Source organism: Empedobacter brevis (assembly GCF_965118635.1).
Classification (GTDB): Bacteria; Bacteroidota; Bacteroidia; order Flavobacteriales; family Weeksellaceae; genus Empedobacter; species Empedobacter brevis_A.
Genome location: NZ_CBCPHV010000001.1, coordinates 310527 through 332330, shown reverse-complemented (window position 1 = coordinate 332330; position 21804 = coordinate 310527). Strand labels below are relative to the sequence as shown.

Here is a 21804-nt window from a genome sequence, read left to right as displayed (position 1 = left end):
ACAATTATATTATTATAACGAAAAAGGTAGAATAATAGGTTTCCCTATTATTCTTCCAAGTTTATGTCTAATCCAAGACCTTGTAATTCATGTAACAATACGTTAAATGATTCTGGAATACCAGGTTCTGGCATTGGCTCTCCTTTTACGATTGCTTCGTAAGTTTTCGCACGTCCAATTACGTCATCCGACTTAACTGTTAAGATTTCGCGTAAGATATTAGATGCACCAAATGCTTCTAATGCCCAAACCTCCATCTCTCCGAAACGTTGTCCACCGAATTGTGCTTTACCACCTAATGGTTGTTGAGTAATTAGTGAGTATGGTCCGATAGAACGCGCGTGCATTTTGTCGTCAACCATGTGTCCTAATTTCAACATGTAAATAACACCTACAGTAGCTTTTTGATCAAAACGTTCTCCAGTATTACCATCATATAAATATGTTGTACCATGTTTTGGAATACCTGCTTCTTCTGTGATTCTATCGATATCCTCGATTTCTGCACCGTCGAAAATAGGTGTTGCAAATTTTTGTCCCATTTTAAGTCCAGCCCATCCTAATACCGTTTCATAAATCTGTCCGATATTCATACGAGATGGTACCCCAAGTGGGTTAAGTACGATATTTACTGGTGTTCCGTCTTCTAAGAAAGGCATATCTTCGTCGCGAACGATACGTGCAACAATACCTTTGTTACCGTGACGTCCCGCCATTTTATCCCCAACTTTTAGTTTACGTTTCTTCGCAATATAGATTTTAGCTAATTTTACGATACCTGCAGGTAATTCATCTCCAACAGAAATTGTAAATCTTTCGCGGTTAAGAGCTCCTTGTAAATCGTTATACTTAATTTTATAATTATGTATTAACTCTTTTACTAATTCATTCTTATCCTCGTCTGTTGTCCAAAGAGATTCTGCTCCAGTTAAGTTTAAGAAATCTTCAACATTAGATAATATTTTTTGCGTATATTTTACACCTTTCTTGATTACTTCTTCGTTCAAGTCGTTGTAAATACCTTGAGAAGTTTTTCCGTTTAATAAAACGTATAATTTCTCTAATAAAATATCTCTTAATTCGTTGAATTTAACGTCGTACTCAGCTTCTACACTATCAATAATTGCTTTGTCTTGAGAACGTTTACGTTTATCTTTTATACTACGTGAGAATAATTTTTTATCAATAACAACACCTCGTAATGATGGAGAAGCTTTAAGAGAAGCATCTTTTACATCACCAGCTTTGTCACCAAAGATCGCACGTAATAATTTTTCTTCTGGAGTTGGATCAGATTCTCCTTTTGGAGTAATTTTACCAATCAAGATATCACCAGGTTTTACTTCTGCTCCAATACGGATCATACCATTTTCGTCTAAGTCTTTAGTAGCCTCTTCCGAAACGTTAGGAATGTCTGAAGTTAATTCTTCCATACCTAATTTTGTATCACGTACATCTAATGAATACTCATCGATGTGGATAGATGTAAACCAGTCTTCGCGAACAGCTTTCTCAGAGATTACAATTGCATCCTCGAAGTTGTACCCTTGCCAAGGCATGAAGGCAACAACCATGTTACGACCAATTGCTAGTTCTCCTCCTTCTGTTGCATAACCTTCAGATAAAACTTGTCCTTTCTCTACACGATCTCCAACTTTTACAATTGGTTTTAACGTGATTGTAGTTCCTTGATTCGTTTTTCTGAATTTAGTTAAGTTATATGTTTTCTCAGCAGAATCGAAACTTACTAATTCTTCGTCTTCTGAGCGATCATATTTTATTGTTATAATGTCAGCATCAACATAAGTTACTGTACCTTCACGTTCTGCATTAACTAAGATTCTAGAATCTTTTGCAACTTGTTTTTCTAATCCAGTACCTACAATTGGTGCTTGAGGTTTCAATAATGGAACTGCCTGACGCATCATGTTCGATCCCATTAACGCACGGTTGGCGTCATCATGCTCCAAGAAAGGAATTAATGATGCTGAGATAGAAGCAATCTGGTTAGGTGCAACGTCGATTAAATCAACTTCTGCAGGTGTTACCACAGGGAAATCCCCATCTTCACGAGCAGTTACACGTTCAGTAGCAATAGTACCATCGTCTGTCATGTTGATATTGGCTTGAGCAATTACTTTTGATTCCTCCTCTTCCGCAGTTAAATAGATTGGTGCTGATTCGACGTCCACTTTTCCATCTTCTACTTTTCTGTACGGTGTTTCGATGAACCCTAAGTTATTAACTTTAGCGAATACACATAATGACGAAATCAAACCAATGTTTGGTCCCTCAGGAGTTTCAATTGGACATAAACGTCCGTAATGAGTGTGGTGTACGTCACGTACCTCGAATCCCGCTCTTTCTCTTGATAAACCTCCAGGTCCTAATGCTGATAAACGACGTTTGTGTGTAATCTCTGATAATGGATTTGTTTGATCCATGAACTGAGATAACTGGTTCGTTCCGAAGAATGAATTGATAACTGATGATAATGTTTTAGCATTAATCAAATCGATTGGTGTAAACACCTCGTTATCACGAACATTCATTCTTTCACGGATAGTTCTAGCCATACGAGCTAAACCTACTCCGAATTGGCTTGCCATTTGCTCACCTACCGTTCTTACACGACGGTTAGATAAGTGGTCAATATCATCTACCTCTGCTTTAGAGTTGATTAATTCGATTAAGTATTTAATAATCGAAATGATATCTTCACGAGTCAAGACTTGTATGTCTTCACTAATGTTTAAGCCTAATTTTTTATTTAATCTATAACGACCTACTTCACCTAATGAATAACGTTGATCTGAGAAGAATAATTTATCAATAATTCCAATTGCTGTTTCTTCATCTGGTGGCTCAGCGTTACGTAATTGTCTATAGATATACTCTACTGCCTCTTTTTCAGTATTAGTAGGGTCTTTTTGTAAAGTATTATGGATAATTCCATAATCAGCAGAATTGATATCTTCTTTGTGTAATAAGATTGTCTTAACGCCAGAATCTACGATTTGATCGATGTGATCTTTTTCTAAGATTGTTTCACGATCTAAGATAATTTCATTACGTTCTATTGATACAACTTCTCCTGTATCTTCATCTACGAAATCCTCGTGCCATGTATTTAATACACGTGCAGCAAGTTTACGACCTACAACTTTCTTTAAATTAGCTTTATTAACTTTTACTTCTTCTGCTAAGTCGAAAATTTCTAAGATATCTTTATCTCTTTCATATCCGATAGCACGTAATAAAGTAGTTAATGGTAACTTTTTCTTACGATCGATGTAAGCGTACATTACGCTGTTGATGTCTGTTGCGAACTCAATCCAAGATCCTTTGAAAGGAATAATACGAGATGAGTACAATTTTGTACCATTCGCGTGAAAAGATTGTCCGAAGAATACCCCAGGAGAACGGTGTAATTGAGATACAATAACACGCTCTGCACCATTAATGATGAATGATCCTGAAGGAGACATGTAAGGAATTGTTCCTAAATATACGTCTTGCACAACAGTTTCGAAATCTTCGTGTTCTTCGTCTGTACAGTACAATTTAAGACGAGCTTTCAATGGTACACTGTACGTTAATCCTCTTTCGATACACTCATCAATTGTGTAACGTGGTGGATCTACGAAATAATCTAAGAATTCTAAAACAAACTGATTGCGAGTATCCGTAATTGGAAAATTCTCAGCAAATGTTCGGTAAAGACCTTCATTTTTTCGTTGGTCAGGTCTTGTTTCCAACTGGAAAAAATCTTCAAACGATTTGATCTGAATGTCAAGGAAATCTGGGAACTGAGCGACTGCTTTTGCAGAAGAGAAGTTCAATCTTTCTTTTTTCTCAGTCGAGTTGCTTAATGTTGCTTTAGTGGCCAATTTCGAATGAATTTTGGTTTATATAATGACTTTATGCGTAAAAAGGTTTAGACCTAACACGTCCTGTGTTAGGTCCAAACCTATATTTTTGAGTAATAAAAATTACTTCAATTCTACTACTGCACCAGCTTCTTCTAGCTGTTTCTTTAAAGCTTCAGCTTCGTCTTTAGAAACTGCTTCTTTAACTGTTGCTGGAGTTGAATCTACTAAATCTTTAGCTTCTTTTAATCCTTTTCCAGTTAATTCTTTAACTAATTTAACAACTGCTAATTTAGATGCACCTGCTTCTTTTAAGATTACGTCGAATTCTGATTGCTCTTCAGCAGCTTCACCTGCTCCACCTGCAGCAACAACTACAGCAGCAGCAGCTGGTTCGATTCCGTACTCATCTTTTAAGATTGTAGATAATTCATTAACTTCTAAAACTGTCAAGTTTACTAACTCTTCAGCTAATTTTTTTAAATCTGCCATTTTAATGCTTTTTGTTTTTTAAACTTTTATTTAATATGAGTGTGTCTTATTCTTCTGAAGCTCCTTCTTCTGCTTTCGCAGCTTCTTTGTTCTCTAATTGAGAAACAACTGTTTTGATTGGAGATTGAAGTAACATGATGATATCTGCGATTAATTCTTCACGAGATTTCAATGCTACTAATTGTGGTAATTTGTCATCACCAACAAAAATATTATCTTCAATCCAAGCTCCTTTTAAAATAGGTTTTTCAGATTTTTTTCTGAAAGTATCGATTACTTTAGCTGGTGCGTTACCAACTTCAGCAGTCATTAATGCTGTATTTCCTTTTAAAGATCCGTAAAGCTCTTCGAAGTTTTTGTCTTCGATTTGCTCCATAGCTTTCTTTAATAAAGTGTTTTTTACTACGCGTAAAGATACATTGCTTTTAAAACAAGTTCTTCTTAATTCAGTAGTATTAACAGCGTTTAATCCGTCGATATCTGCTAAGTAGATGATTTTTGCTTCTGCTAATACAGCTTGCAATTCATCTATCATATTTGCTTTATCTTGTTTTGTCATTGCCATAATCTACTAATTTTAAGCGTTTACACTTTTTGGATCTACTGATACACCTACAGATTGAGTTGTAGAAAGCGTGATGCTTTTTACATATGTTCCTTTAGCAGCTGTTGGTTTTAATTTAATTAAAGTTTGAATTAATTCATTCGCATTTTCTTTAATTTTCTCAGCATCGAAAGATACTTTACCAACTGCAGCGTGGATAATTCCGTAACGGTCTACTTTGAAGTCGATTTTACCTGCTTTTACTTCAGAAACAGCTTTACCAACTTCTAAAGTTACAGTTCCTGATTTTGGGTTAGGCATTAATCCACGAGGTCCTAAAACACGTCCTAATGGTCCTAATTTACCCATAACAGCTGGCATTGTAACGATAACGTCAACATCTGTCCAACCTTCTTTAATTTTTTGTAAGTATTCGTCTAATCCTACATAATCAGCACCTGCTGCTTTAGCTTCTGCTTCTTTGTCTGGAGTAACTAATGCTAATACTTTTACATCTTTACCTGTTCCGTGTGGTAATGAAACTACTCCACGTACCATTTGGTTAGCTTTCTTAGGATCTACACCTAAACGAACTGCTATATCTACAGATGCATCAAACTTTGCGTAGTTTACCTCTTTTACTAAAGATGATGCTTCATCGATAGAATAAAGTTTGTTTTTCTCTACTTTAGCTTGTGCTTCTTTTTGTCTTTTTGTTAACTTTGCCATTTCCTAAAATGTTTTAATTATTCTGGAGCTTGCCCACCTTTTACAGTTATACCCATAGAACGTGCAGTTCCAGCAACCATTTTCATAGCAGATTCAACAGTGAAACAGTTCATGTCCGCTAATTTATCTTCAGCAATAGCTCTAACTTGATCCCAAGTAACAGTACCAACTTTTTGACGGTTAGGCACACCTGATGCTTTTTTTAATTTCGCAGCTTCCATTAACTGAATAGCAGCTGGAGGAGTTTTAATTACGAAATCAAATGATTTATCTTGATACACAGTAATAACAACTGGTAACACTGCACCTTGTTTTTCTTGTGTACGTCCATTAAATTGTTTACAAAACTCCATAATGTTAACACCTGCAGCACCTAAAGCTGGTCCTACTGGTGGCGAAGGATTTGCTTGTCCTCCTTTAACTTGAAGTTTTACAACTTTTTCAATTTTTTTTGCCATTTTTTTAATTCTTAAAATTAAGCGTTATGTGGAAGCAGCCTAAATTTCTACTTTTAATTTGTTGATAGATTATGCAATCTTTTCAACTTGGTTAAAACTTAACTCAAGTGGTGTTTTACGTCCGAAGATTAAAACCATCACTTCAAGTTTACGTTTGTCTTCAATGATTTTTTCAACTGTTCCGTTGAATCCATTGAATGGTCCGTCGATTACTTTTACTGTTTCTCCTACGATATAAGATACTCCTAAGTTTGTATCAACGTTTTCTGCTAATTCGTCAACTTTACCTAACATTCGGTTAACTTCCGATTGTCTCATTGGTACAGGATCACCTCCTTTCGTTGCACTTAAAAAGCTAATTACGCCTGATGTATTCTTTACCATGTGAGGAATTTCTCCTACCAGTTCAGCTTCGATCATAATGTAACCAGGAAAGTGTACTTTTTCCTTTTGATATTTTTTACCGTTACGGATTTGAATCACTTTTTCCATAGGGACAACTATTTGCCCTACATAATCATTCAAATTTTGGTACTGAATTTCTCTTTCAATATAATCCTTAACTTTTAGCTCTTGTCCAGCCACAGTCTTGATTACATACCATTTCTTTTCACTCATGATTCTAATTACTAAACGGGATATTTTACAAACTAAAAAGCGCCGTAGATAAAGTTAAGCACTTGTGTGAATAATGTATCTACCGCATATAAAAATATAGCTAACAAAACTGTAGCTATTGCAACAATAATTGTGTCTCTTTGTAGATCAGAGAATGATGGCCATGTAACATGATCTTTAAATTCTACAAAGGAATCTTTAAAATATTGTACGACTTTCATATCGTTTTCATTTAGCACGGGCACAAGGATTCGAACCCTGATCAACGGTTTTGGAGACCGCTATTCTACCATTGAACTATGCCCGTAGATAAAAAAGAGTGGTAATCATTGAAGATTACCACATCTTCTGTATTATATTTTGACTATAATTAGTCTAAAATTTCAGTTACCTGACCAGCACCAACTGTACGTCCACCTTCGCGGATTGCGAAACGTAAACCTTCGTTTAATGCGATTGGTTGTAATAATTCAACTGTAATAGTTAAGTTATCTCCTGGTAAAACCATCTCTACTCCTTCTGGTAAGTTGATTTCCCCTGTTACGTCAGTTGTACGTACGTAGAACTGTGGACGGTAACGGTTGTGGAATGGAGTGTGACGACCACCCTCTTCTTTAGTTAAGATATAAACCTCAGCTTTGAATTTTTTGTGTGGTTTAACAGATCCTTGTTTCGCGATAACCATACCACGACGGATTTCAGTTTTCTCAATACCACGTAATAATAAACCTACGTTATCACCAGCTTCACCTCTATCTAAGATTTTACGGAACATCTCAACCCCAGTTACAGTAGAAGTTAATTTTTCTTCTCCCATACCTACGATATCAACTGCTTCACCAGAGTTAATTACACCAGCCTCGATACGTCCTGTTGCAACAGTACCACGACCTGTAATAGAGAACACATCCTCTACTGGCATTAAGAATGGTTTATCAGCATCACGAACTGGTTGCTCGATCCACTCATCAACATTGTTCATTAAGTTTAATACAGTTTCAACCCATTGAGGCTCACCGTTCAATGCACCTAAAGCAGATCCTTGGATAACTGGAGTGTTATCTCCGTCATATTCGTAAGAAGATAATAAATCTCTTACTTCCATTTCTACTAACTCTAATAACTCAGCATCGTCAACCATATCAACTTTGTTTAAGAAAACAACGATACGAGGAACGTTTACTTGGCGACATAATAAGATGTGCTCACGAGTTTGAGGCATTGGACCATCAGTAGCAGCTACTACTAAGATACCACCATCCATTTGAGCAGCTCCTGTAACCATGTTTTTTACGTAATCCGCGTGACCTGGACAGTCAACGTGTGCGTAGTGACGGTTAGCAGTTTCATACTCTACGTGAGATGTATTAATTGTAATACCACGCTCTTTTTCTTCTGGAGCATTATCGATTTGATCGAAAGCTTTTGCTTCTGAATAACCAGCATCAGCTAATACTTTAGTAATCGCTGCAGTCAAAGTTGTTTTACCGTGGTCAACGTGACCAATAGTACCAATATTTAAGTGCGGCTTATTACGGTTGAAAGTTTCCTTTGCCATTTTACTTTTTATTAATTTCTATTGTTATACTTAAATTAAAAAAATAACTTTAAATTATTTTCAAGTGCAAAAATACACTTTTTGATTTATATAAAGATATTAATTTTTGACTCGCGTTAACCTTGGTTTAAATGAGTCTCAACAACTACTTAAAAGATTAACTACACTGGACGAACCAGAATTTGAGCGGGAAACGGGACTCGAACCCGCAACATTCAGCTTGGAAGGCTGACGCTCTACCAATTGAGCTATTCCCGCATTCACTTCTAAAAAGCTTTGCAAATTTAAAGATTAAATCCTAAACTACAAAAATTTTTAAAAATTAAGTTTGTGGGGAGAGCAGGATTCGAACCTGCGAAGGTTACCCAACGGATTTACAGTCCGTCCTCGTTGGCCGCTTGAGTATCTCCCCGACCTATTTTTTTCATTCTTTTAAAACTTTGAGCCGATAGACGGACTCGAACCCACGACCTGCTGATTACAAATCAGCTGCTCTAGCCAGCTGAGCTACATCGGCATTTTGTTTTTAAAGTATTTTTAAAAGAACAGTCCGTTAAATATGTTTGTTTAACGGACTGCAAATTTACGTTGTTTTTTGAATTAACCAAATTTTTAGGTTCTTTTTTTAGTCAATTCTCTATTTTTTATCTCTCGCTAATTTTTTCTTTTTTTCTGATAATTATTTTTTTTAATGTATCTACCGACAAATCAATACATTCCTCAAAAGACTGCCCTGTTTTACTAACTATAATATCATCTCCTGGTACTTCTAGCTTAATATCAACTGTCTTATTATTTTTTTCTGCAGTATTTTCTAATTTAAAAGAAACATTCGCTGCAATGATTTTGTCTGACAAAGTTTCTAATTTTTCTAATTTTTTCTCTAAATACTCCTCTAAACCTGGTTTAGTATTGAAGTTTACTGCTTGAAAGTTAATTGTCATAATTACTCTTTTTTGTTCTCACGTGGGTGAGCTTTGTTAAACACTTTTTTTAGATTTTCGATGCTACCATGTGTATAGATTTGAGTTGATGACAAACTTGAATGCCCTAAAATATCTTTTACTGCATTCAGATCTGCTCCAGAATCTAACATATGAGTCGCAAATGAATGCCTCAGCATATGAGGACTTTTTTTATGTTTTACGCTTATAAGACTAAGATAATATTTTACTTTCGAATAAACAAGATTATCATACAAAGGTTTTCCTTTTTCTGTTACAAAAACATTCGTACATTGTAAGGTAATTTCGTTATGTTTTTTGGCGTTATAATTTGCTAAATCTTCCAACAAAAAAGTTGAAATAGGAATTATTCGTTCTTTATTTCTTTTTCCCAAAACTTTTATAGAAAGCGTATTAGGATCGATATCGTTTTCTTTTAAACCAATCAACTCGGCACGACGAATTCCAGTTTGATACATCACATCAATCATTAAACGATCGCGAACTCCTTCGAAAGTATCTGGAAAGAATTCTTCGTTATTTAATAAATCATTCAATTCTGCTTCGGTAAACGGAACCAAAACTTGTTTATGCTGTTTTAGTGAATGAATTTGTTCTATTGGATTTATTGTTAAATAATTCTCTTTGATCAAATATTTATAAAATGTGCGAAGAGCGCTTAGTTTGCGATTAACTGTTTTTTCGGATTTCTCCAATTCAGTTAAATACATTACAAATGCGCGGATATGATTTTTGGTAGCGAGTTGAATTTCGGATGAGTTTTCTTCTTGTTGATAGAACTCAACAAAATCATCTAAATCTCTTTTGTAACTTGTAATCGTTAGCGTAGAATAGTTTTTCTCGAGCGCTAAATAATCTAAGAATAATTGAATAAATTCCATAAAAAAAACCTATTCATCAAAGTTACAACTTTAATAAATAGGTCAATAGAAATTAATTCTTTATATTGTTTAAAACAGCAATTTATGCTTCTTCTTGTGAAACTAAAGCTTGTTTGTAGATTGCTCTACTCATCTTTTGTCTTTTTGTAACAGAAGGTTTTGTAAATTGTTGACGTGCTCTTAACTGACGTACAACACCTGTTTTATCAAATTTTCTTTTGTATTTTTTTAGAGCTCTTTCGATTGACTCTCCGTCTTTTACTGGTATAATCAACATAATTTTATCTATTTCTTTTTGAGATGGCAAATATACAACTCTTTAGTAATTAAACAAATCCTTTTGTATTAATCTTTCAAAATATTTCTACCAATAACTAATTTTTGTATTTCTGTTGTTCCTTCTCCTATTGTACATAATTTAGAATCGCGGTAGAATTTTTCCACAGGAAAATCTTTTGTATAACCGTAACCTCCAAATATTTGAACCGCTTCATTCGAGATTTTAACACACGCTTCCGAAGCATAATATTTTGCCATTGCACCTTCTGTAGACATTGGTTTTTTATGATTTTTAAGATAAGATGCTTTACGAATTAATAACTCTGAAGCTTCAATTTCTGTAATCATTTCTGCTAATTTGAAATTAATTGCTTGGAAATTTGCAATAGCAGTACCAAATTGATGACGTTCTTGTGCATATTTTAATGCTGCTTTGTATGCTCCTTTTGCAATTCCTAATGATAATGCGGCAATTGAAATACGTCCACCATCTAAAATTTTAAGTGCTTGCTTGAAACCATCTCCTACATTTCCTAAACGATTAGCATCAGAAACGCGAACATTATCAAAAATTAATTCTGCTGTTTCTGAAGCACGCATTCCTAATTTATTCTCTTTTTTACCTGATGTAAAACCTGGTGTTCCTTTCTCTATAACAAATGCTGTTGCATTATTTTTTGCTCCTTTTTCTCCTGTTCTTGTCATTACAACAGCTACATCTCCAGAAATGGCATGTGTAATAAAATTCTTCGCTCCGTTTATCACCCATTCATCACCATCTTTTACTGCTGTAGTAGACATTCCTCCTGCATCAGAACCAGTATTGTGCTCTGTTAATCCCCAAGCTCCAATCCATTCTGCTGTTGCTAATTTTGGCAACCAACGCTGTTTTTGTTCTTCGTTACCAAATTCTAAAATATGATTTGTACAAAGTGAATTGTGTGCAGCTACAGATAAACCAATTGATGGATCTACTTGTGAAATTTCATCTACAATTGATACATATTCATCATAAGACAATCCGCTTCCTCCATATTCTTCTGGAACAACAATTCCCATGAATCCCATTTTCCCTAATTCTTTGAATACTTCAACAGGAAAAGTTTGGGCTTCGTCCCATTCCATAATATTTGGTTGAATATATTGTTTTGCAAAATCTCTAGCAGATTGTGCAATTAACGATAAATTTTCGTTTTCTAAGAAATTCATTTTTTTGAGTTTTTATTATGACTTAACTCCAAAAGTAATAAATTTCTATCAAGTGAAAAGTTTTTCTTTTATGATTATTTTTATTCATTAAAAATAATTGATTATCAGCGGTTTTAAGTTAATAAAATCATCAAAAGAAACAAATGTTAAAAGTCATTTTCGAAAATGATTTTTAACATTTTAATTCGGATAAATTAATCCGAGTTTTGCAAAGAGAATTAAAATAAAAAGATATGAAAAAAGGACTTATATTACTTGGAGCAATCTTTACATCAATAATTTCATTTGGACAAGAAGCAGGTGAATTGCATATGCGTGTGAGAGCAACTGGTGTAGTTCCTATGGAAGATGCTAAAATTGAAGCTATTGGTGGAAATGTCGCAGTAACAAACAACCTTATTCCAGAAATTGATTTTACATATTATGTAACTAAAAATATTGCGGCCGAATTAATTTTAGGAACATCTAAGCATGAAGTAGTTGCAGTAAATACTGCATTAGGAAATTTAGATTTAGGACGTGTGATGTTGTTACCTCCAACACTTAATGTGCAATATCATTTATACCCAACTAAAAACTTGAAACCATACGTTGGAGCTGGAATTAATTATACAATTTTCTATGACAAAGGGCAAGGTAAAGGTAGAAATGCAGCCGTAACAAGTGTGGATTATAAAAACAATGTTGGTTTCGGATTTCAATTAGGATTTGATTACAAAATCAATGATAAATTGTACTGGAATGTAGATGTTAAAAAATTATATCTTAATACCGATGTAACTGTTGGAGCTGATTTGGGTCAACAAGTTTATGTGCCAGCAGATGTAGATCTTAATCCTTGGTTAATCAGTACTGGTATTGGTTTCAAACTATTCTAAGAATCGACCTTTTATATATATTATGATTTTTACATGATTAAAAATCAAAAAGAGAAGCTATAGCTTCTCTTTTTTTATTTAAATTTTACCCAATATTTTTAATCAGAAATATTTCTTTCTGAAGTTAAACTTTATTATGTTTTGTAAATAAAACTCTATTGCACTCTTTTATCTTCGATGTTATTCATTTTAAAATATTCTTCCACTGAAACAAAAGTAGGTTCAATGTGCACTAAAACATCTTTTACTTGCGGCATTTCAGCTTGTACAGCATCTTTTAGATCGTGACTAATTTTATGTCCTTCCACAACTGAGATTGAACCATCTACAATTGCGTGCAAATCCACATAATAATTCATTCCACTTTTACGAACATTACATTTTTCAGTTGCCATAACACCAGGAACATGAGAAGCGATTTCTCTGATTTGTTTAATTTCGTTTTGATACAACTGTTCATCCATTATTTCACCTAAAGCAGGACGCAAAATTTTATACGCATTGTATAAAATAAATACAGAAGCGAAAAGCGCGGCTACATCATCTGCTGCTTCCCAACCTGGTCCCATTACTAAGGAAATAGAAATTCCGATAAAAGCCATAAGTGATGTAATTGCATCTGAACGATGATGCCAAGCATCTGCTTTTAAAGATGAACTATTTGTTTCTACACTTTTTCGCATCACATACTGAAACGATAATTCCTTAAACAAAATAATTCCTCCTAAAACTAATAAAGTGAATGGTTTTGGTTGATGATGTGGCGTAATAATATTCGTAATACTTTCTTTCGCAATGATAACTGCTGAAACAATTAGGAACGTTACAACCAAAAATGTAATTAATGCTTCTGCTTTTCCATGTCCATATGGATGATTTTCATCTGCAGGACGAGCCGAATATTTAAGTCCAAAGAAAACAAAAATAGAAGAAAAAACATCTGCAGAAGACTCAATTGCATCTGCAATTAATGCGTATGAATTCCCAAAATAACCAGCCAAAAACTTAATTCCAGCCAAAGAAGCGTTTCCTACTATACTAAAAATCGAAGCTTTGATTGCTTTTTCCGAATTGTCATTCATACCAAAAAAAATAAGCCCTACAAAGGTAAGGCTTATTCTAAATTTATATCTCGAAAATATTATTTTTCTAAGAATGGATATTTGTAATCTTTTGCAGGAACAAATGTTTCTTTGATCGTTTGAACAGATGTCCAACGTAACAAGTTCATTGCAGAACCTGCTTTATCATTTGTACCAGAAGCACGTGCTCCACCGAAAGGTTGTTGTCCTACAACAGCTCCTGTTGGTTTGTCGTTAATGTAGAAGTTTCCACAAGCATTTTTCAATGCTTTAGAAGCTAATTCTACTGCAGCACGATCTTTTGCAAAGATTGATCCTGTTAAAGCATATGCAGAAGTTTCGTCAACTAATTTTAAAGTTGCTTCAAATTCATTTTCATCATAAACATAAACAGATAATACAGGTCCGAAGATCTCTTCTACCATTGATTCATATTTAGGATTTGTTGCTTTGATAACTGTTGGTTGAACAAAGTATCCAACTGAATCATCATACGTACCACCGATAACAACTTCAGCTTCAGAAGATGCTTGTGCACGATCGATATACGCTTTTGATTTTTCGAAAGAGTTTTTGTCAATAACTGCTGTCATGAAATTAGAGAAATCTTCTGGAGATCCTAATGTTACAGTAGCTAACATTTCTTTCATTTGTTTCTCCACTTCATTCCATAAATTAGATGGGATATAAGCGCGAGAAGCAGCAGAACATTTTTGTCCTTGGTATTCGAATGCTCCACGAACTAAACCTACAGCAACTTCTGTTGCACAAGCTGATTTATGAACCATTACGAAATCTTTACCTCCTGTCTCACCTACGATACGTGGATAAGTTCTGTATCTATCGATGTTATCACCAATTTGTTTCCATAATGTATTGAAAACTTTTGTCGATCCTGTGAAATGTAAACCAGCAAAATCACGATGCTCTAAAACAGTTTTTGCTGTTTCTGCACCACTTGTTAAAATCATATTGATTACACCATCTGGTAAACCTGCTTTTTTGAAAACTTCCATTGTTACCTTAGCAGCCAATGTTTGTTTATCAGAAGGTTTCCAAACAACAACATTCCCCATTAAAGCCATACAAGATGGTAAATTACCTGCAATTGCTGTAAAATTGAAAGGAGTTATAGCAAATGTAAACCCTTCTAACGGACGATAATCTACGCGATTCCAAATTCCTGGAGAAGAAATTGGTTGATCTGCATAAATTTCTGTCATATATTGTACGTTGAAACGTAAAAAGTCAATCAACTCACAAGCTGAATCAATTTCTGCTTGCATTGCATTTTTAGATTGACCAATCATAGTTGCAGCATTTAATTTAGCACGATAAGGTCCAGCGATTAAATCTGCAGCTTTTAAGAAAATCGCAGCTCTGTCTTCCCATGGCATTGCAACCCAAGCTTCTTTTGCAGCTAAAGCAGAATCAATTGCTTTTACTACATCTTCTTGCGTACCTGCGTGGTAGTAACCTACAACTTTTTGATGATCATGTGGAGGACGAATTTCTTTTTTATTTCCTGAAAATACTTCTTCAGATCCAATGTATTGAGGAACTTCTGTTACCTCATTAAACATTTTTTTATATGCGTCTAATAATTGCGCACGCTCTGGAGATCCAGGAGCATATGATTTTACCTCTTCGTTTACAGCTTGAGGAATTTGAGCAAATGATTTTGACATTTTGATTATTTTGTTTGTTTAACTTTTCGAATTCCAAAATTACAAAAAATAAATGAAAAGAATCTCAGTTCTAGTAATAGAAAAAGCTTCATTTATATTCTGTTATTATAAAATACCCTATTTAATTTTCAGGTTTTATGAGTTGATAGAACAATAGATATAAATCTTCATATTTCGTAATTGAGTTTTCTATTCTGATTATGGATTAATATAATTAGATTAAATTGATTTTAAAGATAGAAACGCTCCTAAATTTAGGAGCGTTTCTATCTTTAAAAGTTGTTCGTATAATAATCAAAATAGTTGCAATTAGATTTGATTTCTTGATATGCTTTAGTATCTGAATATTGTTTCATTTTTTTGAAATTTTCTCGATAATTAGCGACTTTGTATGCTAAGATTTTAGCTTCATTATCATATTGATTTTCATATAAACGTTTTAAAATAGGATCTTTTGCATTATAAAATCGACCTTGTTCATCTTTGGATAATGCAAACAATATTTGCGCTTTCATCTCTTTGTCTTTTGTCAAATCGAAAGCTTTTTTCAAATAATTTTCAGAAGGAGAAAAATTGTCAACATAATTTCCGCCCCAACCAAAACTTTTATAAAAGAAATTATTTGTGGCTTCGTATTCGTTGTCAAAATTATTAAACTTCGGACCATTATCATTGTTTTGATCAAATGTTAACAAGTAACGATAGTAGCCCAAAGTTGTCGTATTGTAATAGAAGTTTCCTAATAAATAATTTGCTTTTGCAGCTTCTTCGGTATTTTTCTTTGCAATTTTATTCAATTCAATCATTGCATTTGTCAATTCTAATTTTGACATTTTTGGTTTGATGAATTTGAATTCATTCAGATATGGCGTTGCGATTACTTGCTCTTCATCACAATTAAAACATTCGATTTTATTGTATCCAAAAATTTTGTTTGGAATATTATGATAACCATCAAATTGATTCTCTAGCCAAGTTTTGGTTTCTTTTCCTGTAGAAGAATTGTAATCATAACTAAAATAAGCACTTTCAGAAGTATGAAATTTAGGATCGATTTTTTCAAATTCTTTCTTTGCTAAATCAAATTTCATTTCGCCTAAATACAACGTTCCTTTGAAATCGGCTATATAATCAGCTAATTTAAACTGAATATCTGTTGATTTTTCGGCTCTCCAATCCCATGAACTCGATTTTACTTTTGCATTAATCAAATATTTTTCGAAAGCTGTTTTATTCGATTTTTTATCCAATTTATCCAAATCATTAATGATTGCCCAATCTGGATTTGAGCCTAATTCTGTGATGTTGTTATGAATTAAAAACGCTTTTCCTTTATCGCCTTGCAAAAAATATCGGTTCGCCAAAACATCTAAAATCACATTTTTCAGCTTCATTTTTTGTTCATCTTCACTTGAATATTCATAAACATTTTCTGGCAATTTCGGATATTCAAAATTTAAAATCGAAGCATATTTTTGCATCAATTGATTCTCGAAATTATCTGTAATTTTCTTTTGTTCGAAGATTTCTAATAAAATTTCGATTACCTTTTTCTGTTGCTGAAATTCTTTTGAACTTGAATTTACTTTTGCTAAATAATTCTTGGTTTCCGAAAAATTCTTGTTCAGCAAATTCAAATATGCAACGGATAAATTCCAATATTCTTTATCGTTCGCTTTTGTCGCTTGTGATTTTGCTAACGCAATCAATTCATTGATTTGAATTTCGTCTTTTGAGTTTTCTTCAGAACTTCCGTAATAATTATTCGTTTTTACAGGCAAATACAAATCAGTATATTTTTTTCGTTCTTGAGTTGAACTCCAATAATAATCTTCAGGATTTTGTTGCAAATATTCTCGCTCAATTAAATTGATTGAACGCGCAAATAAGATTCTCGCTTGAGCCGCATTTACATCATTTGCAATAATCTTTTTAGCTGGCGCCAAGGGATTCGAAAAATCATTGTAACCAATCAACAAATACAAATCATTTTTCTCTTGTATTGTTTTTGCATTCGCCAACATTTTCTCGTAATTCAAATCTTCTGTTACACGCATCGATTGATAAGCACTTAATTTGCGATCATTGGAATGAGAAAAAACTTTGAAGAAATCATAATTTGCTTGAATGTAATTTCCTAGCGCACGCTCTGCTCCGCCTTTTTGATCTAATGCATAATAATACATCGAATTTTTAATTCCTTGCGAAGCAACATACATATTGAAATAGTTGATTGCATCTTTATATTCGTGAAAATAATGAGCAAAGCGAACCAATTGATAACCATAACGAATTTTTAATTCTTTATCCGTTTCTGCATTCCAACTCTTCTTTAGAACATCTAATACTTTTTTATAATTCAGATTATTCACATTTTTTTCGGGATGATCAACATAAGACCATTCTCCATTATCAATATAATAGAACGCCATATATGGTTCTAAATATTTTGCATAAGATAAATAAAGTAAATCTTGTTTGTGTTTTTTAACCCAATCTGTTGTCGCAAAACTATAAGTAGAATTGGTCGATTTTCCATTCTTTATCATCGAATCAATGTCTTGTTTCGATGCTTTGAACACAAATTGATATGCTTGTTGATAATTAATTCCTAACGTTTTCTGCCAATCCAAAATATTCTCATTTTTTTGATTCGCATCCATTGAATAATAAGGATTATCCATTGTCATTAAAAACGGCTGATATTGTGGCGCTTCGCTTAATGTTTGCGAAAAAAGATTGTAGTAATAATAATCCTCTCCTCCTCCATCTGCGCAAGCAAATGCTTTTGTAAGGCCAAAAGCTAGACATAAAGTAAGTGCTATTTTTTTCATAATTGTGTTGGGATTGTTTTTAGAAATTTTGAATCTAAATGATAATAAATCAAGCGATAATTGTACGATAATTTTGTATCGATAAAAGATTTTGTTTCAATTAATAATTCTGGTGAAACAGTTTCTATTTTAATCGTAAAACCTTTACTCACATAGAAGTTTCGAACAAAAAAATCATCTTCTACTTCATAAAAATTATTTCTAATTTTCTTTACAGGTTTTCCTACCAAATCTTGTGTCGAAAAAGAATTTATCAACTTTATTCTTCCGAGATAATTCGTCAAAATTGCCCATGAATAAATTGGTAAAGCAACATCTAATTTAATTGGATATTGGTTCAAATTTTTCAAATAATCTTTGGCTATTTTCAAATCTAAAATCGAATTATTTTCAGATTGATCGGTTGGATTTTCGGTTGCATAACACATTAAAACCATTTTATCTAAAGGCGGAATTCCTTCTTGTTCTTTGAATTTTACTTGATGCAATCGCAAAGTTGCCGAAAGTTTCTTGCCCGAAATATGTTTTAATTCTGATAAAAACATAAAATAATTTTCGCGCGTAGACTTTGTCCAATCGCAATCGATTTGAATTTCATTGAAGTTTTTTAAGTTTCCTCTTTCTGCGGTTTCGCTCAAAAAATTATAGACATCTTTGGCTAAAACTTTCACTTGATCTTTTGACGTATTCAGAAAAGTTTGATTCGTAATAAAAATCGTTGGAATATAATTGACATTAAGTTTTATTGCATCAAAATTCTGAATGATTCCAATCGGAGAAATTTTATTCACTTTCTTATCTACATCAAAAAAACGAACGTAAATATTTTCTACTTTTAGTGAATCGACAACCTTTTTTTCAGCCTCGTTTATAGAATAATTGCTTCGCCAATAATAAAAATCTATTGGCGATTTTTTTGTTTCGGAAGTACAACCAAAACAAAAAAGTAACAACATGAAAGGTGTTATTATTTTGAATAAAAATTTCATATCCAAATTTAGTTAGAAAAGCATTGTGTACAATCAATAAATTTGGTGAGATTTTAGTTTGAGAAGAGAACTTTTAAAAGTGTTATTTCCATTTTTTGATATGTTCAATTGGTTGTTTCAACTGAAAACTTAATGACTTAATTTTGGCTTTTATCAATTTCTTTCTGCCATAATAGCTTCTTGTATAATGCAATTCTGCATCGCCGACAAATTGCAACCATTGTTGATGAAAATATTCTGCTTTTTTCTTGTGTTGACCTATAATTTCAGGAACTGCATGATAATCTCTTTGTTTAAAAAGATTCATCAATTCGCTTTTTCGTTCAATGAAATAACGTGGATTATCAATTGGATTTAAGATATTTTCTAATGCATCTAAAAAAATCGCTTTATCAAAAGTTGTTGCCGATAATAAGCTACACGAGATATTTCCTTTTTTATCAACCGTTGTCAATATATTAGATTCTCGCAATTCATCAGACAATAAATTAAAATGTTGTAATGTTTTGAATAACGCAAGCGCAATTTTATGAAAATCTTTGGTGATATCTCTGTACTGAATATAAAGTTTGATATTCTTGTAAAAGTTAACTCCGAAGTAAACAATTCCGACAGTTGATAGAAAAACTAATGTCGAAAGGAAGCTTTTCTTTGACATTGAAAAGAGAAGTGTTCGAATACTTTCTTCGAAAAAGAAAACGATAAAAGAGGTTAAAGAAATTATTAAACTTGCTGTAACATTCTTTATCGACTTCGAATAATATAAATGTTTCGAGAAATCATACTCATTTTCTCCGTCATAAAAATACTTTAATTCATTATCTATCGTGGTTCCTTGAGCAATTGAATTTGCCCAATTATCTCTGATTTGAACATCATTTTTACTCCATTCTATTGTTTGTTGATTATAATTTTCAATTGACTGAATCGTTAATTCTTCGGGAAGATTTAAACGCGAAATGCCATTCGGTATACTATTTTCTTTTTGTGAAATACCAACAAAAGCTTCAAACCGTTGTTTCATTTTTTCTAAATCTGATCCTCCATTCTGCCCTAGCAAATCCAACGTAACCAAATGCCAAACATTACTTACTTTATCGGGTTCATTAGAATTTACGCGAATTGCACGGCCACGCATTTGATTTGAGGTTACAAAAGAGCCAACATTACTTGCTAAAATTAAACTATTAATACTTGGCGCATCCCAACCTTCACCCAAATATGCACGAGTTCCGACAATTATTTTAATACAACCTTCATTGAATAACTTTGTTAAAACAGCGAGTAAATTTCCTCTTGAATTATCTTGCGCGACAACTTCGAAGAAGTTATCATCAAACATCACCGATTTAAACTGAATCGCTTCTGCTTTCTCTTTGAATTGATAAATGATTTTTGAAAGTATTGTTTTCGAGACAATCACCATAGAACCCGTAATAACCGCAAGATGTGGCATTATTTGAGGATTTAGATTTCGAAGTTTTTCAAAAATAGGAAAAACGCCCAATTTTATTTTACTTGGTTCGTTCTGTAAATTATCAGAATAAAATTCTTTTCGAATATAATCCGTCAAAATCACCATATGCAACTTATCACCCAAATGCTGAAATTCTGAAGTAACGATATCTGCAATGTTGTCAATCTTTTTAACGCTATTTATCAATGAGTTTTTAACCTTTTGATTGTAATGTAACGTGACTTTCTTCTGATCGATTGCACCAATACGTTTTAGGTGAACCAAAAAAGGTTTCAAGAATTTTTCATGCTCCAAATAAAATGCTTCATCTTTAAACAAAAGATAATTAAACATACATTCTGCCCAATAATAATTGAAAGGAGGAAAATCTATCGTTTCATTTTCCAATAAATCTAAATGTTGAAAATCGATTGGAGAATCAAATGATTTTAGATAAATCACAAAAGCCGCATACAGATCAAAGTCCGCATAAATCTCATCAAAACAGCTTGCAGGATTCTTTATAAAATCTAACGTCAGTACAAATTCATATAAAGCTGTATTCTCTTTTATAGACTGAAAAAAAACTTCTATCTCTTCGAGATTCTTGGAAATAATTTCTTTCTCGAAACTTGTTGGAAATGAACATGCCAATAAATCTTGGTGAGGACACAAATCTTTTTGTTTCACCAATTCTGGAACAGAGATTTCGCAATCAATCGGTCCACAAAAAGTAAGGTAACGATTCCACTCTTCTTTCGAAACATCAAAAGGTGGTGTCGCTGTTAGTGCTATCACTTTTGGAGATAATTCACTCTTGATTTTGTTGAGACTTTTCCACCATTCATTTTTTAGATGGTGCGCTTCATCTACAATCAAGGTTTTGATTTTATTTTCTTTTAATAATTCAATCAAAGACTGTTCATCTTTTACCATCGCAGCATGTAGGCCTTGGTAAGTAGAAATTGTAAGGAAACGAGGTTGATGAATATCCATCGAAATCCAATCAACTTCCTGATCATTCAAAAAAAGTTCTATGAAGCGATCTTTCCATTGATTACGAATGGCTAAAGTTGGAGCTAAAATAAGTGTAGGTTCATTAATTCGAAGCATCACTTCCAACCCCAAAACTGTTTTTCCAGAACCAGGTGGTGCTACAACATTTAGATGAGCATCTTCTAAATGAGTTTCTAATTCTGATAATACACGCTGTTGATAATCGCGCCAATTGTATTTGAATTTTATCGGTTGGGTTTTGAATGTCATGATTGATAA

18 protein-coding genes and 4 tRNA genes are annotated in these 21804 nt (G+C 33.2%); 1 reads left to right on the top strand and 21 read right to left on the bottom strand.

The annotated features are described in order from the left end of the window. Positions 1-47: 47 nt before the first annotated feature. The 16 genes from rpoB to ACMHJW_RS01465 form a co-directional block, all read right to left on the bottom strand. Positions 48-3890, bottom strand: coding sequence for a DNA-directed RNA polymerase subunit beta (gene rpoB / locus ACMHJW_RS01540; protein ID WP_413531671.1), 3843 nt, complete (start codon positions 3888-3890; stop codon positions 48-50). Positions 3891-3992: 102 nt separating this feature from the next. Further along, the gene (rplL, locus tag ACMHJW_RS01535; protein WP_019974307.1) at positions 3993-4361 is read right to left on the bottom strand and encodes a 50S ribosomal protein L7/L12; all 369 of its coding nucleotides are present in this window, start codon (positions 4359-4361) and stop codon (positions 3993-3995) included. A gap of 46 nt (positions 4362-4407) precedes the next feature. Further along, positions 4408-4920: a 50S ribosomal protein L10 gene (gene rplJ, locus ACMHJW_RS01530; RefSeq protein ID WP_413531809.1), complete on the bottom strand. Its 513-nt coding sequence runs from the start codon at positions 4918-4920 to the stop codon at positions 4408-4410. Between the two features lie 18 nt (positions 4921-4938). Continuing rightward, entirely contained in the window at positions 4939-5634 is a 696-nt protein-coding gene (gene rplA, locus ACMHJW_RS01525) for a 50S ribosomal protein L1 (RefSeq protein ID WP_413531670.1), read from the bottom strand. 17 nt (positions 5635-5651) lie between these two features. Continuing rightward, positions 5652-6092 carry a 50S ribosomal protein L11 gene (gene rplK, locus ACMHJW_RS01520; protein WP_038331069.1) on the bottom strand — a complete coding sequence of 147 codons (441 nt, stop codon included), beginning with the start codon at positions 6090-6092 and terminating at the stop codon, positions 5652-5654. 69 nt (positions 6093-6161) lie between these two features. Continuing rightward, positions 6162-6710: a transcription termination/antitermination protein NusG gene (nusG, locus tag ACMHJW_RS01515; RefSeq protein ID WP_413531669.1), complete on the bottom strand. Its 549-nt coding sequence runs from the start codon at positions 6708-6710 to the stop codon at positions 6162-6164. A 32-nt stretch (positions 6711-6742) separates the two neighbouring features. After that, positions 6743-6931: a preprotein translocase subunit SecE gene (gene secE / locus ACMHJW_RS01510; protein WP_038331172.1), complete on the bottom strand. Its 189-nt coding sequence runs from the start codon at positions 6929-6931 to the stop codon at positions 6743-6745. A 15-nt stretch (positions 6932-6946) separates the two neighbouring features. Then, positions 6947-7017 (bottom strand) — tRNA-Trp (locus ACMHJW_RS01505). Positions 7018-7080: 63 nt separating this feature from the next. Continuing rightward, a complete protein-coding gene (gene tuf / locus ACMHJW_RS01500; protein WP_135835360.1) occupies positions 7081-8268 on the bottom strand; it encodes an elongation factor Tu in 1188 nt (395 codons plus the stop codon). A gap of 185 nt (positions 8269-8453) precedes the next feature. Continuing rightward, a tRNA-Gly gene (locus ACMHJW_RS01495) sits at positions 8454-8526 on the bottom strand. Positions 8527-8599: 73 nt separating this feature from the next. Further along, positions 8600-8680 (bottom strand) — tRNA-Tyr (locus ACMHJW_RS01490). A gap of 31 nt (positions 8681-8711) precedes the next feature. Next, positions 8712-8785, bottom strand: a tRNA-Thr gene (locus tag ACMHJW_RS01485). Between the two features lie 127 nt (positions 8786-8912). Beyond that, a complete protein-coding gene (gene hpf / locus ACMHJW_RS01480; protein WP_413531668.1) occupies positions 8913-9212 on the bottom strand; it encodes a ribosome hibernation-promoting factor, HPF/YfiA family in 300 nt (99 codons plus the stop codon). 2 nt (positions 9213-9214) lie between these two features. Then, positions 9215-10114, bottom strand: coding sequence for a tyrosine-type recombinase/integrase (locus tag ACMHJW_RS01475; RefSeq protein WP_413531667.1), 900 nt, complete (start codon positions 10112-10114; stop codon positions 9215-9217). Positions 10115-10196: 82 nt separating this feature from the next. Next, complete coding sequence (gene rpsU / locus ACMHJW_RS01470) at positions 10197-10391, bottom strand: 30S ribosomal protein S21 (RefSeq protein ID WP_413531808.1); 195 nt, start codon at positions 10389-10391, stop codon at positions 10197-10199. A gap of 68 nt (positions 10392-10459) precedes the next feature. Next, the gene (locus ACMHJW_RS01465) at positions 10460-11602 is read right to left on the bottom strand and encodes an acyl-CoA dehydrogenase family protein (RefSeq protein ID WP_413531666.1); all 1143 of its coding nucleotides are present in this window, start codon (positions 11600-11602) and stop codon (positions 10460-10462) included. Between the two features lie 233 nt (positions 11603-11835). On the opposite strand from ACMHJW_RS01465, the gene ACMHJW_RS01460 reads away from it, so the two are divergent. After that, positions 11836-12480 carry an OmpW/AlkL family protein gene (locus ACMHJW_RS01460; RefSeq protein WP_413531665.1) on the top strand — a complete coding sequence of 215 codons (645 nt, stop codon included), beginning with the start codon at positions 11836-11838 and terminating at the stop codon, positions 12478-12480. 155 nt (positions 12481-12635) lie between these two features. Here ACMHJW_RS01460 and ACMHJW_RS01455 read toward each other — a convergent pair whose 3' ends face one another. The 5 genes from ACMHJW_RS01455 to ACMHJW_RS01435 all read right to left on the bottom strand — a co-directional run bounded on the left by ACMHJW_RS01455 (position 12636) and on the right by ACMHJW_RS01435 (position 21795). Continuing rightward, positions 12636-13562, bottom strand: coding sequence for a cation diffusion facilitator family transporter (locus ACMHJW_RS01455; protein WP_413531664.1), 927 nt, complete (start codon positions 13560-13562; stop codon positions 12636-12638). A 59-nt stretch (positions 13563-13621) separates the two neighbouring features. Next, positions 13622-15250, bottom strand: coding sequence for an L-glutamate gamma-semialdehyde dehydrogenase (gene pruA / locus ACMHJW_RS01450; RefSeq protein WP_413531663.1), 1629 nt, complete (start codon positions 15248-15250; stop codon positions 13622-13624). A 272-nt stretch (positions 15251-15522) separates the two neighbouring features. Continuing rightward, on the bottom strand, positions 15523-18084 hold the full coding sequence (locus ACMHJW_RS01445; protein ID WP_413531662.1) for a hypothetical protein: 2562 nt from the start codon (positions 18082-18084) through the stop codon (positions 15523-15525). Further along, on the bottom strand, positions 18081-19073 hold the full coding sequence (locus ACMHJW_RS01440) for a hypothetical protein (RefSeq protein ID WP_413531661.1): 993 nt from the start codon (positions 19071-19073) through the stop codon (positions 18081-18083). Before ACMHJW_RS01440 ends, ACMHJW_RS01445 begins: the two co-directional genes overlap by 4 nt. A gap of 82 nt (positions 19074-19155) precedes the next feature. Beyond that, positions 19156-21795, bottom strand: coding sequence for a DEAD/DEAH box helicase family protein (locus ACMHJW_RS01435; protein WP_413531660.1), 2640 nt, complete (start codon positions 21793-21795; stop codon positions 19156-19158). Positions 21796-21804 lie beyond the last annotated feature (9 nt).

Coding starts and splice junctions, on each gene's coding strand:
- ACMHJW_RS01445 (WP_413531662.1), bottom strand. CDS start 18,084: ATGAAAAAAATAGCACTTACTTTATGTCTAGCTTTTGGCCTTACAAAA.
- ACMHJW_RS01440 (WP_413531661.1), bottom strand. CDS start 19,073: ATGAAATTTTTATTCAAAATAATAACACCTTTCATGTTGTTACTTTTT.
- hpf (WP_413531668.1), bottom strand. CDS start 9,212: ATGACAATTAACTTTCAAGCAGTAAACTTCAATACTAAACCAGGTTTA.
- rpsU (WP_413531808.1), bottom strand. CDS start 10,391: ATGTTGATTATACCAGTAAAAGACGGAGAGTCAATCGAAAGAGCTCTA.
- ACMHJW_RS01435 (WP_413531660.1), bottom strand. CDS start 21,795: ATGACATTCAAAACCCAACCGATAAAATTCAAATACAATTGGCGCGAT.
- ACMHJW_RS01460 (WP_413531665.1), top strand. CDS start 11,836: ATGAAAAAAGGACTTATATTACTTGGAGCAATCTTTACATCAATAATT.
- ACMHJW_RS01465 (WP_413531666.1), bottom strand. CDS start 11,602: ATGAATTTCTTAGAAAACGAAAATTTATCGTTAATTGCACAATCTGCT.
- secE (WP_038331172.1), bottom strand. CDS start 6,931: ATGAAAGTCGTACAATATTTTAAAGATTCCTTTGTAGAATTTAAAGAT.
- rplK (WP_038331069.1), bottom strand. CDS start 6,092: ATGGCAAAAAAAATTGAAAAAGTTGTAAAACTTCAAGTTAAAGGAGGA.
- rplJ (WP_413531809.1), bottom strand. CDS start 4,920: ATGACAAAACAAGATAAAGCAAATATGATAGATGAATTGCAAGCTGTA.
- nusG (WP_413531669.1), bottom strand. CDS start 6,710: ATGAGTGAAAAGAAATGGTATGTAATCAAGACTGTGGCTGGACAAGAG.
- tuf (WP_135835360.1), bottom strand. CDS start 8,268: ATGGCAAAGGAAACTTTCAACCGTAATAAGCCGCACTTAAATATTGGT.
- rplL (WP_019974307.1), bottom strand. CDS start 4,361: ATGGCAGATTTAAAAAAATTAGCTGAAGAGTTAGTAAACTTGACAGTT.
- rplA (WP_413531670.1), bottom strand. CDS start 5,634: ATGGCAAAGTTAACAAAAAGACAAAAAGAAGCACAAGCTAAAGTAGAG.
- ACMHJW_RS01455 (WP_413531664.1), bottom strand. CDS start 13,562: ATGAATGACAATTCGGAAAAAGCAATCAAAGCTTCGATTTTTAGTATA.
- pruA (WP_413531663.1), bottom strand. CDS start 15,250: ATGTCAAAATCATTTGCTCAAATTCCTCAAGCTGTAAACGAAGAGGTA.
- ACMHJW_RS01475 (WP_413531667.1), bottom strand. CDS start 10,114: ATGGAATTTATTCAATTATTCTTAGATTATTTAGCGCTCGAGAAAAAC.